A 15,704-nucleotide genomic window follows, 5' to 3' on the forward strand; every position below is an offset into this window, starting at 1 on the left:
ACTTTCCGCTTCTGCAAAGCTGATCTGCCGCTTCATCACTATGGGTCCGTTCCGTGAGCTTCCTTTTACAACGTCCTCGGCTACGTCAGCGATGACGGCCGAGCCTGATTAATCAGTGTTTCCCTAGGGCTCAGTCTGCTAGCGAGACACTATCAATCGCACTGAATCACGCGACGGAACTTCTCATAGAACTCGGGTACAAGGTGCAACCTCTGCCGCTTGCGGACGTTGAATTGACTTTCCAGTTTGATGCAGTGCGTGGGGTCGCTTTGGGTGCGTTCTCGCGGCTTGATGGTCATGATCAGGCCGCAGATGAACTCCACGCGGACATCTTTGGTGCGTTGAAGGGGGGCTTTCAAAAGGAAACAGATCAACTGGCGGACGATATTCTCCCGCTAGTGCAGGCGGGAGAGCATCGGGCGGCAGCGATGGTGGTGCGCGAGGCGCGAATCAATGGCATGGCCTTTTTTTGGCCACCGACTATTGCCCTCGTTGACTCACTGTACCTTATCGATGTGATGTCTCTGGATGACGAGGCAAAGCGCATGATCTGCGAAACTCGCTTGGCGAGTGCGACTCGAGCGGGTAAGTACGACGCGGTCGATCATGACGTACGGTTTCTCCTGAGACATCCAGATTGGCAAAGTGATGCAAAGCGCACTTCACTCGAGAATATTCTAGCCGTAGCTGCAAAAACCAGAGGCGAAACGGAGTCTGCGTTGGCCATTTGGCGTCGCTTGGTGGAAAGACCAGACAAACTTGATGCTGGCGAACGGGGGTGGATCTGGAGAAACATAAGCTTGGTTTTACCGTACGGTGATCCGGAAGCGAAGCATGCCGCGCGCTTATCGGTTGATGCATTCCTTCAGAGTGGAGATAAACGCGAGGCTGCTAGCAGTTTAATGCGACTTTCGAAGCTGCTCGAGCACGAAAACCCCGACGCAGCGTTGGAACAGCTCAGCGCGATGATGGAGGTTATTGATAAAAATGGATTAATCGCGAACGAGCTTCGAGCTGCAATACATCATGCGCGGGGAGTTCGTCTGATTGAGTTGCACGACTGGAAGAGTGCACGCGATGAGGCCGAACGAGCGATTTTGCTTAGGCGTGACGTGCATGGGGTGGAAAGTCATCTCATTTCGTCGTTACACCTCGCATCGATAGCAGCCACAAGCATGGGGGAGCTTGCCGACTCGGAGCGTTTTGATCATGAGGCAAGCGAGTTGGAACAAGCCATGTCTTCAGTGTATTTCAGCTTGGCGCGGAGAGTCGCCAGTTTGGCTGAACGGTTTGAATCCTCCGTGGCAGAATTGCTTCTCGCTGAGGCGTGTAATTTTGGAAATATAGAATTGACCTCCGCCGTTCGGGTTTTGATGGCCACGCATGATGTAGAACTAACAGCCGCAGAGAAGCTTGGACGATTGGAAGCGTTACTAAAAGAGTTGCAGCAGAATCAGCGATCTGACCTGATGGAGCGTCCAGTAAAGCTGGCGATTGCGACTGTTCTGCGCGCTGAAGGGCAGCACATTCGTGCAGTCGCATGGTTGAACCAAATTCTCAAGGAAAACCCACTGGACGTGGCGTCTCGCGATATGTTGATCGACTCTCTATGGAAATCGAACGACTGGGTGGGAGCCGCAAGGTTGCTCAAGAGTGAAATCGAAAAGTACGGGGAGAAAGTTGGGCTGCTTTATGCATACGGACGATCGTTGGTCGAAGCTGGGGACTTCAATGTCGCAGTGACGATCTTGACCAAGGCGTTGGGGCTTGCTCACGACAACGAGGATATGCGCAGGACGATCTCAGCTATGCGCGAGCGTGCGCTCATAGCTGGTGGCACGGTTAGCTCCGCTCAATTCGTTCCGGCAACAATACATGTCACGCGTGACGAACTGGAAAGTGCGTTGAGGGACTACGCGACATTCGTCGCTGCTGACAAGCGGATGGCATTCTGGACGCGAAAGTCGGCTCGAACTGACTACGATTGGATCCCAAGGCCAGAAAAGCAGGCTCAGGATTTTCTTCATACTTTTCTGAAAGCTCGGTTTCAGGACCGAATTTCAGTCTTTGAAGAGCTGGCGACGGGGGCGGGGCGTCTGGACATACTCTTGAAGTTTGAGGGAGGACTATCAGCAGTGGTCGAATTGAAGATGTGCGGCTTTCGATATTCCAGCTCGTATGCGGCTTCTGGCCAGGAGCAGATTACCCACTACATGGAAAATCGAGCGTGCCATCTTGGGTACCCTGCCTCGGCCATCTGAAGATACTTGATCGCCGCGTCTGCACGCCCCTCAGATACGAGAGTCTGCGCCGTTTTGTAATCAAACTCGTGAAGCGGCTCGTTCTTGAACCAGAAAATCGCACGCTCGACATCGCCTGAGACGTCAGTGGCTGCGCGGAGCACGCGGAGCGCTTCGCGCAAATAGCGCTGGATTGTCTCGGAATCCGGCGCACGACTGATCGTGCTCCGATGGACATGAGCTTGCGTAGCGAGATCCTGCAGTTCGAGACGAAGCACGCTGATGTAGCGGCGCGGCGAAATCGACAATGGGCTGCCATCGACGTCATGCAGGTAGCTCATCAAGGCGCCGAAATCAGCCTTGAACGTCGGCATGGCGTCAGCTCGACCGGACATTTTGCGACTCCAATGCGACATATTGGCTACGTAATAGTAGCAGTAGTGCGAAGGCTTTGTTCAAGTGGGTGAAAGATATGGATGCAGGCAGCGCATGAGGTTGTCACGGGACAACTTTTGTTTGCAAACGCGAACGTGTAGTCCATGTTTTATTGCGAAAAACAACGGAAGCCGTTGATTTTACTGGAGGTCCCAGAACTATCTTCTCTTGGCTGCAGGTGAGCCGAGCGTCAAACATGAAGGCGAAGCACCTCTTCAGCAGGTTGAGTCAGTCAATGGGGGTTGGTTTGCTGTCAAAAAATATCTAATAATTACAATGATTTAGTCGTATGAGAACAGATTTATTTCTCATTGTGCGGGTCCGCGACTAGTGTTCGGACCAATATTCATTGTCTTAAAATGCAAGCTCAGATTTATTTGCTTCAGATCAGATTTTATTTGCGATGAACCAATGGCTGTTGCGTCACGGCCTTGTTCCGCTCGATTGTCCACTTGGTTGTGACAGCGAATCTTGTTTTGACGGATTGATGATTCGCTGGGAGACAGTAGACTGCATCCGTGCTTCGCCAGAACCGATCCGGAGCGCGCCGGGAACGGCGTGACCAGGCGGATTCTTCGGCGGCGGGCCAACCGGCTTGCTGTCCGATGGTGCGAGGAGTGGTTCGTTGCCGACCTGGCGCGCCGATCGGGCGCGTATCGGCACCGGACGCATCAAACCGTCAATTCAAGGGTGATTGTCATGCGTTACGTTTCACTGGAGTCGAAGAAGGACGAGCTGCTGCTGGCGGCTCGCGTGCTGTTGATGATCCTGTTCGTGCTGTTCGGCTGGCAGAAGCTGAGCGGCTTCTCGGGCACGGTCGCGTACATGGCGTCGACGGGGAACCCGGCGCCCGAGCTGGCGGCCGCGATCGCGGTGGCGGTCGAGCTGGCCGGTGGCCTGCTGATCGCGGTCGGCTTCTACACGCGTCCGCTCGCACTCGTGTTCGCCGCCTATACGCTCGCGACCGCGTTGATCGGCCATCGCTACTGGGCGCTGCAGGGGATGGAGCAATACATGGCGATGATCAACTTCTACAAGAACGTGAGCATCATCGGCGGGCTGCTGTTGCTCGCACTGACCGGGCCGGGGCGGTATTCGCTCGACCGGAAGTAACGCGGGGCGCGGTTTTCCGCAGCGGTGACGGCCCGGTGCGTGCAAGCGCACCGGGCTTTGCTTTCGGGCGACGCGCGTGAGGTGGCGCCGCCGCGGATTGCTCGCGCGCGGGGGCGGCCGGGCGGCGTGTCGACGTCGTCGGCAGGACTGGCGTCGTCCCGGTGGACGGGTGGGCCGTGCCGAGCGCCGGCCGTCGGCCGCGGCGCACGTGACTCGCGTGACGCGCGCCCGTCGCGGGGTTGCGATCTGCCATCACGATGTAGCGGCTGTCATACTCGGCTATGCTCCCCGCGACCCGAGCTCGAGCGTCGAACGCGACCTCGTGCACTTCCCCGTCACCCGAATGACCGCCCATGCCAAATCCGACCTCGTCGACTGACCTCCCGACCGTCCTCCTCATCGGCGCCGCCGGCCTCCTCGGCCGTGCGGTGGCCGCATCTCTGGCCCGCGAATCGTCGCTGAACCTCGTCGCGACCATCCGGAACCCGCAAGGCGCCGGCGCCAGACGCCTGGCGCTGCCCCCGGAAAACCGCGCCGAACTGGACGTCCTCGACGAGCCGGCCCTCGAACACCTCTTCGCCGCCTGTCGCCCGGCCGCCGTGATCATCTGCGCGGCCGAGCGCCGCCCGGATGTCTGCGAGCGCGACCCTGCCGGCGCGCGGGCGATCAACGTCACGGCCCCGGCCCGCATCGGCGCGCTCGCCGCGCGTCACGGCGCATGGACGCTCGGCATCTCCACCGACTACGTTTTCGACGGCAAGGCGGCTCCGTACCGCGAAGACGCCGCACCGAACCCGCTGAACATCTACGGCCGCACGAAGCTGGAAGGCGAGGCGGCCCTGCTCGCCGCGTCGCCGCTGTCGTGCGTGTTACGCCTGCCGCTGCTGTTCGGCCCGATCGTCGACTGGAGCGAATCGGCCGTCACGAGCCTCGTGCCGGCGATCGTCGCGTCCGCGCAGCCAGGCGCCGAAGCCGTCGGCATGGACGCATGGGCGATCCGTTACCCGACGTATACGCCGGATGTCGCGGACGTCATCCGCGACCTGACGCTGCGCCATCTCGCGGGTGCGTCGATCATGGGCCTCCGCCACTGGTCGGGCGAGGAGCCGATGACGAAGTACGACATCGCGCGGCGCATCGCGGCCGCGCTCGGCATCGAAGCCGCGCTCAAGCGAATCGACCAGCCGACCGACGCGACGCCGCGCCCCTATGACTGCCACCTGGACGCATCGAGCGTGCGCGCCGCCGGGATCGACCACGCGACGCCGTTCGATACCGCGCTGCGCGCCGTGCTGCGCGATGCGCCGCAGGGGCTGTAGGAGCGGGCGCCCCGCGCGGCCCGCGCATACGCGTCCAGTGCGGCGGCCGCGCCATGAATGCCGTTCGCGACCTTGCCGACGTCGTGCATGCATGGCGTCGCGGTGACATCGTGTCTCGCGAATCCGCTGGCATGCGACGAAACCGAGACCCCGGGCAACCGGCGGCCCCATCTTCTTGTCGTCATTGAAGATCATTCAATGGCGAAGCCAATTATCAAGACCGACCGACGTGCGACAGAATGCGTACCAGGCTTTCCAGCATGGACACGAAGCATGCATTTCGACCACGCCACCATCGTTACCGATGACATTGACGGGACACGCCGCTTTTTCGATGAGGTCGCCGGTCTCGATACCGGGCCTCGACCGCCGTTCAGGGTGGATGGCTACTGGTTGTACCTCGATAGCCGCCCGATGATTCATGTCACGCGCGCGACGCGACCGGCGCACGCAGGCCGTAGCACGCCGCGCATCGATCACATTGCGCTTCGCGTCGACACACACCGCGAATGGGCGACGTTGATCGATCGGCTGTCCGGCAGTCGGATCGACTACTCGCTGAGTGAAGTCCCGTTGTCCAATGAGCTTCAGTTGTTCGTGTCCATTGCGCCGGGGGTTTCCGTCGAATTCGTGACGACGCTCGCGGCCGGCGAGCAGCCCGGGACTCCTGACGGATGACCGGATCCGCCGAATCGTCTCGCGAGACACATGACGCTTGCCGGCTTTTCCGGGCGACAGCGGCGATTCGGCGTGGCGGCCGACGATCCTCGGCCGCAAGCGGTATTCGGAACATTTGACGCGTGCGGCGGGCACGGCTTCACGCTCGGGAACACGCTTTTGATCGGAGGAAGCGAACGATGAAATTCGATGGACAAGATGTGCTGGTGGTCGGCGGAAGCTCGGGAATCGGCGAAGCGGCCGCGCGGGCCTTTGCGGCGGCCGGGGCGAGCGTGACGATCGCGTCGCGCGACGCGGTCAAACTGGCGGCGAGCGCGGCGAGGATCGGTCACGGCGTGCGAACCGGTGTGATGGACACGACCGACGATACGAGCGTACGTGCATTCTTCGAATCGGCGGGCGAATTCGACCACGTCGTCGTGTCGGCCGCGCAGACACCCACCGGGCCAGTGCGTGGTCTCGCGCTCGCCGATGCCTACGCGGCGATGGACAGCAAGTTCTGGGGAGCCTATCGCGTCGCGCGGGCCGTACGCATTCGGCAGGGCGGGTCGCTGACGTTCGTGTCGGGCTTCCTGAGCGTGCGGCCGAGCAAGACCTCGGTCCTGCAAGGCGCGATCAACGCGGCGCTCGAATCGCTGGCGCGGGGGCTCGCGCTCGAGCTGTCGCCCGTGCGGGTGAATACGGTATCCCCGGGCCTGATCGCGACGCCGCTCTGGTCGAAGCTCGATGCGCAGGCGCGGGACAGGATGTACGAAGGCGCCGCGGCGCGCTTGCCGGCCGGCCGTGTCGGTCAACCCGAGGACGTCGCGAACGCCGTGCTCTATCTCGCGTCGACCCCGTACGCGACCGGCTCGACGGTGCTGGTCGACGGTGGCGGCGCGATCGCGTAGCGGCCGGGCCGGTTGAAGACCTGGTCGATCGCCGCAGCCGGAAGTTCCTGAACGGACACGTATCACTGCGGGTGTCGCGCGAGCAGGGCCGATATCGTCGGCATGACGAGCGATCGTGCGTACGTGTCGATCGCACCGATTGCCGCTGTTTTGGCGCCGGCCGACCATGCGATTGACCGGCGCGGCCGAGATGGCGGGGGTCGCGACGATCAATTGATTCGGAAGCCTGATTGGTTTTTGCTGGGCCGATCGTGTTCGGATGATTGAGGGGTCACCATCCCGATGCGACGGCGCCGACGTTGCTGCTGACGCTCACCGTCATTTACCGAAGGGTATCGACGCATTGAAGTGCGGCAGGCCGAGCGGGCTTGCCGTATCCGGACGGAACACCGATTTTTTGGTCTGGATTGAAAGTCTGTTCATTTCAAGACCCATTTTCAAAGCGGGACCGCTTTCCGAAAATGGGTTGTACGCGCATGAATCTGCGTGACATTCCATACCCCTTCGTTCGTCATCATGCATCGCGTTGCGGTGCGAGCGACGCGCTTGCGCGTCATGAGGAGATTGTCCATGGCAATTCAAATCGATCATGTGGATCGTGATCCGGCCGAGCAGGCGCCCGATCAACCGACGCGCCGTTCGTTCCTGACCAAGGCCGGAATAGGCGCGGGCGCGTTCGCCGTCGGCGCGATGCTTCAATCCGCACCGGCCGGTGCGCAAACGGGCAGCCCCCGATCGGCCGCGGTCGCCGCACCCGTGCCGGGTGAATTCTGGCCGAACGGTGCACGGCTGGTCATTTCGATCTCGATGCAGTTCGAGGCGGGCGGACAGCCCCCAAAGGGCGCCGACAATCCGTTTCCGAAAGTCGATTTCCCGGCGAGCGTGCCCGCCGACCTTGCCGCGCAAGCATGGTTTGCGTACGGGTATCGCGAGGGCATTCCCCGAATGCTGGATCTGTGGGATCGTCATGACGTGAAGGTGACGAGTCACATGATCGGCGAGGCGGCGAAGCGGCATCCGCAGGTGGCGCGCGAAATCGTGGCGCGCGGCCACGAAGCGTCGGGCCATGGGCCGACCTGGAACTCGCAGTACGCGATGTCGCGACCGCGGGAACGCGAGTTTCTGATCCAGGCGCGATCGATGGTGGAGGAGGTGACGGGCCAACGTCCGATCGGCTACAACGCGAACTGGCTGCGACGCGGGCCGAACACGCTGTCGCTGCTGCAGGAGCTGGGCTACGTCTATCACATCGACGATACGAGCCGCGACGAGCCGTTCATCGAAAAGGTCAACGGCAAGGATTTCGTCGTGATTCCGTATACGCTGCGCAATAACGACATCCTGCTGGTGGAGGGGCGGAATTACTCGCCGGACAAGTTCCTCGAACAGATCAAGTTCGATTTTGATAAGCTGTACGAAGAAGCGGGAACACGTCGGCGCATGATGTCGATCAGCGCACATGACCGTATCAGCGGCACGCCGCAGATGACGCGTGCATGGGATGCGTTCCTGCGTCATGCGAAGAGCCATCCCGGCGTTGCGTTCATGCGCAAGGACGACATCGCGCGGTTCGTCCTGCAAAGCCCGATGACGGTACGCGAAAGCGAGACGATCTAGCGGGCTGCCCGAGCGCCTTCGCACCGGTGCGATCGTGCGAAGGCGCTCGACGATGCTTCGCTTGTCGCCCGTCGTATCGGCGAAGCGGCGCTGATCCTGCGCTGGCATCCGGATGACCTGGCGGTCAATTCGACGATTCGTGCGGTTGGCGATTTGCGAAAGCATCGCCTCATTGCGTTTCGCATGCCGACCACGGGCCGCGATGGGCCACTCGGGTGCGTCGAACAGGGGCGAACGGTCACGCTGACCATCGAGTGCCGCTTCCGCCTCAACCACGGTGAAGCGCTCGCCGAAGCCGCCGTGCTTGGCGCGGGCCTCGCACGATTCCCGCGTTTCTCGCCAAAACCCACCTGCGCAGCGGCACGCTCGCTGCAGTGTCGCCCGTGTGTTGATTTTCTTGTCCGGATTGAAAATGATTCAAGACGGAGGCCAATTATCAATCTGCACGGTGGCAAGCAGAATGGCTGCACATCCACCGCGGCTTCGCCGCCTTCCCGGAGACAGCCATGCCACTTCCCATTCTCGCGCTGGCCCTGAGCGCTTTTGCGATCGGCACCACGGAATTCGTCATCATGGGCATCCTGCCCGATGTCGCGCAGTCGCTTTCCGTTTCCATCCCGTCGGCGGGGCTGCTCGTGAGCGGCTATGCGCTGGGCGTCGCCGTGGGCGCGCCGCTGCTCGCCATCCTCACCAGCCGCATGCCGCGCAAGTGGGCGCTTCTGCTGCTGATGGGGATCTTCATCGTCGGCAATATTCTGTGCGCGGTCGCGCCGGGCTACACGAGCCTCATGATCGCCCGCGTCGTCACGTCGTTCGCGCATGGCTCGTTCTTCGGCATCGGGTCGGTCGTTGCCGCGTCGCTCGTGCCGGAGGACAAGCGCGCGAGTGCCGTCGCATTGATGTTTACCGGTCTTGCGCTCGCCAACGTGCTCGGCGTGCCGCTCGGCACCTTCATCGGCCAGATGCTCGGCTGGCGTGCCGCATTCTGGTCCGTCGCCGGTGCAGGCGTGCTCGCCGCGCTGGCCCTCGTGGCGCTCGTGCCGAACACGCACGAAGCGCAATCCGCGAGCCTTGCGCACGAAGTAGGCGTGCTCAAGCACCCGCAGGTATGGCTCGCCCTGTTGATGACGGTGCTCGGCTTTGGCGGCATGTTCGTGGTGTTCACCTATATCACCCCCGCGCTCGAGCAGGCGAGCGGATTCGCGCCGAGCGGCGTGACGAAGATTCTCGTGCTGTTCGGCATCGGTCTGGCCATCGGCAATGCGCTCGGCGGCAAGCTTGCCGATCGCGGCGTGATGCGGGCGCTGACGGGCGTGTTCGTCGTGCTGGTCGCGATCATGGTGGTGTTCAGTCGCACCATGCATCATCCCGTGGCATCGGTGCTGACGATTTTCGTCTGGGGTGTCGCGGCATTCGCGACGGTTCCGGGCCTGCAGATGCGCGTGCTGAGCAAGGCCGCGAGCGCACCGAACCTCGCATCGACGCTCAACATCGGCGCGTTCAACGTGGGGAATGCGATGGGTGCGTGGCTCGGCGGCATGGCGCTTTCGCACGGGCAGGCACTCGACACGCTGCCGCTCGTGGCCGCCGCGATGACGCTGATGGCGATTGCGGTGACCGCTTTCGCGTCCCGGCTTGATCGACGCGAGACCGCACAAGCGAATCGCACCGCCCGCTTTCCAGCCTGAATGACCCAAGTCGCACCACTGTCGGATTCAATCCGTTCATCGCGCATCGCGTACACACTCAAGGAGCCCGTCATGAAAACCCGCACCGTCCTTTCCGCCGTTTCCCGCATCGCGCTGGCCGCGGCCACCGCCGCTGCCGCGTTGCCTGCCGTCGCCGCGACCGGCGACGATCTCGTGCAGCCGAAAACGCTGATCGTCGACAAGCGCCTCTCGAAGCGGCAGGCCGAGCAACAGATCCGCGCGGCACGCCTTTACGATACCTTCTGGAGCACGGGCGACGAGGCCCAGGCCCGTGAGGCGCTGGCGGCCGATTTCACGGACCGCACGTTGCCCGCCGGTCGGCCGCAGGGTATCGCCGGGCCGCTGGCTGCATCGCAAGGCTTCCATCGCGCCGTGCCGGACGTCCACGCCGACGTCGAACAGATGATCGTCGCCGGCGACCGCGTCGTCACCCATCTGCACTTCACCGGCCACTTCACCGGCACCTTCAACGGCGTGCAGGGCAAGGGGCAGGTGGTCGACTTCATCGCCACGGACATCTATCGCATTCGCGACGGCAAGATCACCGACAACTGGCATCTCGAAGACAACCTGACGTTCCTGCAACAGCTCGGCGTGGTTGCCAGGTAAGCGGGCCGGGGGCCGATCCTGCCGGTCGGCCTTTTCCTCGTCCGTCCGCATCGCGTTACCATGCCCGGTCCCCGCGGCGCATCGCGCGGCACCCCCCAACATTCCTTTCGCGCGACGCGACCATGGACAATCTCGGTGACATTCGCCTTTTCGTCGAAGCAGCAAGCCAGGGCAGTCTGTCGGCGGCCGGAAGAAAGCTCGGACTATCCCCCGCAGCGGCGAGCGCCCGGCTCGTCAAGCTCGAGGGAGAGCTCCACACTCAGCTGTTCGAGCGTTCGACCCGCAAGCTGCGCCTCACGGATGAAGGCCGTCTGTATCTCGTCCATTGCCAGCATGCGCTGCAAACGCTGGAAGATGCGCGCGCGGCGTTGCAGGCCGGACGTGCATCGGTGAGCGGGGCGTTGCGCGTATCGGCTACCTCCGATTTCGGGCGCACCGTGCTGCGTCGATGGCTCGACGCATTCAACGAACGCCATCCGAACGTCACGTTGACGCTCGTGCTCTCGGATTCACTGTCGCACCTGCTGCAGGACGATATCGATCTCGCGATCCGGTTCGGCGTGCCGGCGGACAGCTCGCTGGTCGCCAAGCGCATGGCCGACAATCGCCGCGCGCTTTGCGCGTCGCCCGACTACATCGCCGAGCACGGCATGCCGAACCATCCCGACGATTTGCGCGAGCATCGATGCATCGTCCTTTCTTCGGCGGCCGGCGCGGCGAACAACTGGCGTTTCGCGCGCGACGGGGAGACCGCGTCGTTCACCGCGCCGCTCGACCGTTCCCGTCAGACCAATGATGGTTCGCTTGCTCGCGAATGGGCGATCGAGGGGCGCGGCGTGGCCATGAAATCGATCTGGGACATCGGCGCTGATCTTCAGGCCGGGCGGCTCAAGCTGCTTCTGCAGGAGTGGCGCTGCCCGGACGTGCCGGTGAACGCGCTGTTTCAACGCACGCCATATATGGCGCCACGCGTGCGCACGTTGCTCGACTTCCTCGAGCAGCGGTTCTCCGAAGCTTCCGACGCGCTGGCGCCGTTTCTGCGGTAGTGTCCCGCGATCGCAGGCACTCTGCGTTCGTCGGGGTGGCGCGTGAAGACATTCGATTCGGCCCACGTTCGCGACATCGCGTTCGCCGATCGAGCACGATGGCCGTCGCGATGCGGGTCGGCACTGTCCTTGCGGGCGCCGGAGGTGGTCGGGATGAAAAATACCGGTCAACGCGTGACTCGTCGCGGCAAGCACGGCTGCTCCATGGATACCGGAATGGGGGTGGAGCGGGCCGCGGGTGTGGTGTCATGACGCGCAGCGCCGACCCCACAGCCCGCGATGGCACTGGATTCGGAATGTCAATCCAGCCCCGTGCTCCACGTATCGATAATCGTCGAGCGTTAAGGTCGATTAACGAATGGCAAAGCGGGTTGCCGGCGAGCCGTTCGCACAATTGTTTCCGTAGATAAACAGATTCCTGTTTTCTGAATAGGCCTGGTAAATAATTGAATAAACTTCCTTCGCACTGAACGAGTAGACGCCGTCGTTGATGGTCACCAGCAGGTTGCCGGTGGCGTCGGTTTCGATCTTGTCGATCTTGCCGGCCTTGCAAAGCGCCTGGGCGGACGCGCACGTGGAGGCGAGCATCAGTGCTGAACACAGCACGGTTGCAATCTTCTTCATGACTTTCCTTTGATATTGAATGTATTAATGCGATCTGACGACGTCGGCCATGTCCGGGAAGACAGGTATGTCTTTCCGGATTGCTGATTCACAAATGCCTGGAAATCAACGGTGGCCTGATAAGGGGAAACTCTGCGACAACGCATGAATGAACTGATTCATGTGCGCCTCCGTATCTCGTTGATGTTTGAATCACGGTGTTGCGGCGCACAACACAGACTATTTATTTGATTTTGAGGGCGCCAATCGTATTAATTTATCGTTAATCGAATTCGATAATTTTTGTTTGAATTTGATTTCATTGAATTCTGCGGGATGTTGTTTTTATTTTTGATTGTTTCGATATTTATATAATCGACGACGAATATTGATTCTCTGGTTGATGGCGTGGCAGGTGAAGCGCATGGGTGTTCATGAGGGTTCGAGCATTCGAGCGTGTGGTTCGTCCGGTGCTTGAACTGCGCAGCGCTGATCCGTCGATGCTGCAGTCGGCGCCGGCCGAGTTGATTCGTGCCGACCCGGAAAGACGCTACACTGCGCCAGTTCCCGAACCCACCGGGAACGTCAGGGCACCGGGCCCGCGGATTGCAAACACGTGACGATGTAATCGCCCGTCCCCTGACGTATTCGAACAAATCACGATCCCATCCGGCCGCCGCCGCGTTCCGGGCCGGCCGCCTCGAACCGGTGGCGCTGCCGCCGGTCGGCTATTGGCTCGAAGGAAGCGGGTACGAAGTCGCGATGAGCAACGGCATGACGCGCACCTTCTGGCTGCTCGCCAACCGCGTGCGGTCGTTTCCGGTCAGCGTCGACAACGCGACCTGGGCCACGATGCTGAACAACATGGCCGGCGTCGGCGTCGCGCCGATCGCGTACCGCGAACTGTTTTCACGGCACGCGTAGGTTGCGCATCGCGATCCGGCGCGCCGCCGCGGCGCCGGATCGCCACCCGGTTTGACACGCCGCGTTCGCGGCCATTAAAGTCGCATCGCGGGCCGGTGGGTCAAGCACACGCCCGGAACAGGCAGCCGATGTTCCAGGACTACGGGGCTACCCCGTGGATGAGATTGACACCCCGATGCGTCGCAAGGGGCCGGGTTGCGCGTGGCGTAACGCCTCCCCTCGCAGCACCAGTCACGTTGGCTCATCGTCCCGCCCATCTTTCTCCATGCATTCATCCCTGCGCGATACCACCCGCACGATTGCCGAGGCGATGCTCGCCGGGTCGCCCGAGCGCGGCGGCGTCATCGCGCGCATGGCTGCCGTGCTCGGCGGCGCGCAGCCGTGGGCGCACGAATGCGCGGACGTCGCGCTCGCCCGCTTCGGCGCGAACTGGGCCGACGTCGACATCGACGTGCTTGCGGCGGTGCTGGCCGATGCGGCCGCGTTCGTGCGCGCCTGGTATCGCGAGGATCGGCCGGCCGTGATCCGCGTCATACGGCGCCCTCCCGTCCAGCAACCGTTGCCGGCGCCGCTCGCCGGCTGCGACGTGCCGCAATGGGCGACGCCCGGCGATCTGGCCGGCTGGCTCGGCGTGAGCGCGCCGGCGCTCGACTGGCTGTCCGACCACTGGCGGGTCGACGCGCGCAGCAGCGCCACGCCGTTGCATCACTACACGTACGTGGCGCACGACAAGCGCAGCGGCGGCAGCCGCCTCGTCGAAATCCCGAAAGGCCGGCTGCGCGAAGCGCAGCGCCGCATCCTGCACGGGCTGCTCGATCGCATCGCGCCGCACGGTGCGGTACACGGCTTTCGCAAGGGGCACGGGATCGTGTCGTTCGCGGCGCCCCATGCGGATCGCGATGTCGTCGTCCGTTTCGATCTCGCGGACTTCTTCGTATCGATACGCGCCGCCCGCGTGCACGCGCTGTTCGTCACGCTCGGGTATCCGGCCGAAGTCGCGCGCACGCTCACCGGGCTGTGCACCAACCGCGTGCCGTCCGCACGGCTGCTCGCGCCGGACCTGCGCGACCGGTTCGACTGGATCGGCCGCCAGCGTTATCGAGAGCGCCATCTGCCGCAGGGCGCGCCGACGTCGCCGGCGCTGGCGAACCTGAGCGCGTTCCGGTTCGACATGCGGCTCGCCGCGCTCGCGCGTTCGCTCGATGCAACCTACACGCGCTATGCCGACGATCTCGCCTTCTCCGGCGGCGGCACGCTGGCGCGCGACGTCGAACGGCTGCAGGTCCGGGTCGCCGCGATCGCGCTCGAGGAAGGCTTTGCGCTGCAACTGCGCAAGACGCGCGTGATGCGGCGCGGCACGCGGCAGCAACTCGCCGGCGTGGTCGTCAATCGTCATCCGAACCTGGCGCGCGATGCGTTCGATCTCCTGAAAGCGATCCTGACCAACTGCATCCGCAGCGGCCCCGCGTCGCAGAATCGCGATGCGCATCCGGATTTCCGCGCGCATCTCGCCGGGCGTGTCGCGCATGCGGCCGCGCTGAACGCGGCGCGCGGCGCGAAGCTGCGCGCGCTGTTCGACCGGATCCAGTGGGACGCGCGCGACGTCGGCCAGTAATCCGACGTATCCGCATCGACGCCGGCCGACGACTTCTGCAACACGACGCCGAGCACTGCTATCATTCGCGCCATGCCGCGCCAGTGCCATGGTGCGACGCTTACTTGCCGCAGCCGTTCGCCGTGCCTTCGTCCATGGCGGGCTGCGTGTTGCCGGCCCGGTCCTGTCTGCCATTGATTGACGCACGACGTCGTTTAGTGCGTATCGCGCAAGCCATGCCGGCTCCGGCAAACGATTCGGACATTTGACAGCCCCCATCGGCGGAACTTCGTGGTAGGTTCCGCCATCGGAGCTTTTTGCGAAAACATGCCCAAAGAGGATGAATACATGACCCAGGCCCTGCAGGAACTCGAAGCACAACTTCGGGACCTGAACATCAAGCTGTCGGATGCGAAGCAGAAGGAGAAGCAGGCCGCGCTCGCGGCATTCAAGGAACAGGTCGAGCTTTTGGGAATTTCGCAGCAGGAAGTGCTGAGCGCGCTCGGTTACATCGTCCAGCGAAAACGCAAGGCGCCCGCCAAGTACTACGATCCGACGACCGGCCGCTCGTGGTCGGGCCGCGGCCCGCGCCCGAAATGGCTCGAAGGCAAGGATCTCGATACGCTCGCCGTCGACCGCGAGGCCAAGACCTGGTGGCCCGGAGACGATCAAGGCTGAAGCCGGCCGGGCGGCGAGGCCGCCCGGCGCCGTCCGGTTCGCGCCAGCGGGCCGGCCGGTAACACTCCGCCAGCATGCTGTCTTTCATCCGGTGTCCGGCCTGACCGCGACATCACCGGCTTCGCCGCCGACACCGGATCGCCGTTTTTCTCCTCCCGTTCATTCCCCGCCCATTCCCGCTCGCCGTCCCGCAGGCGGGCGCCGACGCGCGCGCGAACCCTCGTCACCGGGGGGCTGCCGGCCCGTCGC

Annotated in this window: 15 protein-coding genes; 12 read left to right on the top strand and 3 right to left on the bottom strand. The window is 62.9% G+C overall.

All coding sequences use genetic code 11. The annotated features are described in order from the left end of the window. Nucleotides 1-203 precede the first annotated feature (203 nt). The gene (locus tag G3N96_RS18960) at nucleotides 204-2,261 is read left to right on the top strand and encodes a hypothetical protein (protein WP_206138110.1); all 2,058 of its coding nucleotides are present in this window, start codon (nucleotides 204-206) and stop codon (nucleotides 2,259-2,261) included. Here the strand turns inward: G3N96_RS18960 and G3N96_RS18965 are convergent. Further along, nucleotides 2,210-2,614: an MbcA/ParS/Xre antitoxin family protein gene (locus tag G3N96_RS18965; protein ID WP_241022719.1), complete on the bottom strand. Its 405-nt coding sequence runs from the start codon at nucleotides 2,612-2,614 to the stop codon at nucleotides 2,210-2,212. The two genes, G3N96_RS18960 and G3N96_RS18965, sit on opposite strands and share 52 nt — an antisense overlap. Nucleotides 2,615-3,374: 760 nt before the next feature. Between G3N96_RS18965 and G3N96_RS18970 the strand changes: the two genes are divergently transcribed. From G3N96_RS18970 to G3N96_RS18985, 4 genes are all read left to right on the top strand, one after another. Next, complete coding sequence (locus G3N96_RS18970) at nucleotides 3,375-3,788, top strand: DoxX family protein (RefSeq protein WP_089444519.1); 414 nt, start codon at nucleotides 3,375-3,377, stop codon at nucleotides 3,786-3,788. Nucleotides 3,789-4,141: 353 nt separating this feature from the next. Next, nucleotides 4,142-5,107, top strand: coding sequence for an SDR family oxidoreductase (locus G3N96_RS18975; protein WP_206138112.1), 966 nt, complete (start codon nucleotides 4,142-4,144; stop codon nucleotides 5,105-5,107). Nucleotides 5,108-5,380: 273 nt separating this feature from the next. Continuing rightward, nucleotides 5,381-5,785 (top strand): extradiol dioxygenase, encoded by a 405-nt coding sequence (locus G3N96_RS18980; protein WP_206138113.1) that lies wholly within the window; start codon nucleotides 5,381-5,383, stop codon nucleotides 5,783-5,785. 179 nt (nucleotides 5,786-5,964) lie between these two features. Then, a complete protein-coding gene (locus tag G3N96_RS18985; protein WP_124578780.1) occupies nucleotides 5,965-6,675 on the top strand; it encodes an SDR family oxidoreductase in 711 nt (236 codons plus the stop codon). 318 nt (nucleotides 6,676-6,993) lie between these two features. Here G3N96_RS18985 and G3N96_RS18990 read toward each other — a convergent pair whose 3' ends face one another. Continuing rightward, nucleotides 6,994-7,266 carry a hypothetical protein gene (locus G3N96_RS18990; RefSeq protein ID WP_124578782.1) on the bottom strand — a complete coding sequence of 91 codons (273 nt, stop codon included), beginning with the start codon at nucleotides 7,264-7,266 and terminating at the stop codon, nucleotides 6,994-6,996. Here G3N96_RS18990 and G3N96_RS18995 point away from each other — a divergent pair. From G3N96_RS18995 to G3N96_RS19015, 4 genes are all read left to right on the top strand, one after another. Next, on the top strand, nucleotides 7,246-8,292 hold the full coding sequence (locus tag G3N96_RS18995) for a polysaccharide deacetylase family protein (RefSeq protein ID WP_241022720.1): 1,047 nt from the start codon (nucleotides 7,246-7,248) through the stop codon (nucleotides 8,290-8,292). The two genes, G3N96_RS18990 and G3N96_RS18995, sit on opposite strands and share 21 nt — an antisense overlap. A 506-nt stretch (nucleotides 8,293-8,798) precedes the next feature. Then, nucleotides 8,799-9,980, top strand: a complete 1,182-nt coding sequence (locus tag G3N96_RS19005; protein WP_206138114.1) for an MFS transporter — start codon at nucleotides 8,799-8,801, stop codon at nucleotides 9,978-9,980. Between the two features lie 72 nt (nucleotides 9,981-10,052). Then, nucleotides 10,053-10,610, top strand: coding sequence for an ester cyclase (locus G3N96_RS19010; RefSeq protein ID WP_206138115.1), 558 nt, complete (start codon nucleotides 10,053-10,055; stop codon nucleotides 10,608-10,610). 122 nt (nucleotides 10,611-10,732) lie between these two features. Then, nucleotides 10,733-11,656 carry a LysR family transcriptional regulator gene (locus tag G3N96_RS19015; protein ID WP_206138116.1) on the top strand — a complete coding sequence of 308 codons (924 nt, stop codon included), beginning with the start codon at nucleotides 10,733-10,735 and terminating at the stop codon, nucleotides 11,654-11,656. 351 nt (nucleotides 11,657-12,007) lie between these two features. Here the strand turns inward: G3N96_RS19015 and G3N96_RS19020 are convergent, their stop codons facing one another. After that, complete coding sequence (locus G3N96_RS19020) at nucleotides 12,008-12,280, bottom strand: hypothetical protein (RefSeq protein ID WP_206138117.1); 273 nt, start codon at nucleotides 12,278-12,280, stop codon at nucleotides 12,008-12,010. Nucleotides 12,281-12,865: 585 nt separating this feature from the next. Here G3N96_RS19020 and G3N96_RS19025 point away from each other — a divergent pair. The 3 genes from G3N96_RS19025 to G3N96_RS19035 all read left to right on the top strand — a co-directional run bounded on the left by G3N96_RS19025 (nucleotide 12,866) and on the right by G3N96_RS19035 (nucleotide 15,455). After that, on the top strand, nucleotides 12,866-13,183 hold the full coding sequence (locus G3N96_RS19025) for a hypothetical protein (RefSeq protein WP_241022721.1): 318 nt from the start codon (nucleotides 12,866-12,868) through the stop codon (nucleotides 13,181-13,183). A 265-nt stretch (nucleotides 13,184-13,448) separates the two neighbouring features. Further along, complete coding sequence (locus G3N96_RS19030) at nucleotides 13,449-14,798, top strand: reverse transcriptase family protein (protein WP_206138118.1); 1,350 nt, start codon at nucleotides 13,449-13,451, stop codon at nucleotides 14,796-14,798. A gap of 327 nt (nucleotides 14,799-15,125) precedes the next feature. Then, entirely contained in the window at nucleotides 15,126-15,455 is a 330-nt protein-coding gene (locus G3N96_RS19035) for an H-NS histone family protein (protein WP_027792132.1), read from the top strand. Nucleotides 15,456-15,704 lie beyond the last annotated feature (249 nt).

Source organism: Burkholderia sp. Se-20373, assembly GCF_017104705.1.
Lineage (GTDB): Bacteria > Pseudomonadota > Gammaproteobacteria > Burkholderiales > Burkholderiaceae > Burkholderia.

Excerpts from the sequence above, each read along its gene's own strand:
- G3N96_RS18965 (WP_241022719.1), bottom strand. The coding sequence starts at position 2,614 with ATGCCGACGTTCAAGGCTGATTTCGGCGCCTTGATGAGCTACCTGCAT.
- G3N96_RS18970 (WP_089444519.1), top strand. The coding sequence starts at position 3,375 with ATGCGTTACGTTTCACTGGAGTCGAAGAAGGACGAGCTGCTGCTGGCG.
- G3N96_RS18975 (WP_206138112.1), top strand. The coding sequence starts at position 4,142 with ATGCCAAATCCGACCTCGTCGACTGACCTCCCGACCGTCCTCCTCATC.
- G3N96_RS18980 (WP_206138113.1), top strand. The coding sequence starts at position 5,381 with ATGCATTTCGACCACGCCACCATCGTTACCGATGACATTGACGGGACA.
- G3N96_RS18985 (WP_124578780.1), top strand. The coding sequence starts at position 5,965 with ATGAAATTCGATGGACAAGATGTGCTGGTGGTCGGCGGAAGCTCGGGA.
- G3N96_RS18995 (WP_241022720.1), top strand. The coding sequence starts at position 7,246 with ATGGCAATTCAAATCGATCATGTGGATCGTGATCCGGCCGAGCAGGCG.
- G3N96_RS18990 (WP_124578782.1), bottom strand. The coding sequence starts at position 7,266 with ATGATCGATTTGAATTGCCATGGACAATCTCCTCATGACGCGCAAGCG.
- G3N96_RS19005 (WP_206138114.1), top strand. The coding sequence starts at position 8,799 with ATGCCACTTCCCATTCTCGCGCTGGCCCTGAGCGCTTTTGCGATCGGC.
- G3N96_RS19010 (WP_206138115.1), top strand. The coding sequence starts at position 10,053 with ATGAAAACCCGCACCGTCCTTTCCGCCGTTTCCCGCATCGCGCTGGCC.
- G3N96_RS19015 (WP_206138116.1), top strand. The coding sequence starts at position 10,733 with ATGGACAATCTCGGTGACATTCGCCTTTTCGTCGAAGCAGCAAGCCAG.
- G3N96_RS19020 (WP_206138117.1), bottom strand. The coding sequence starts at position 12,280 with ATGAAGAAGATTGCAACCGTGCTGTGTTCAGCACTGATGCTCGCCTCC.
- G3N96_RS19030 (WP_206138118.1), top strand. The coding sequence starts at position 13,449 with ATGCATTCATCCCTGCGCGATACCACCCGCACGATTGCCGAGGCGATG.
- G3N96_RS19035 (WP_027792132.1), top strand. The coding sequence starts at position 15,126 with ATGACCCAGGCCCTGCAGGAACTCGAAGCACAACTTCGGGACCTGAAC.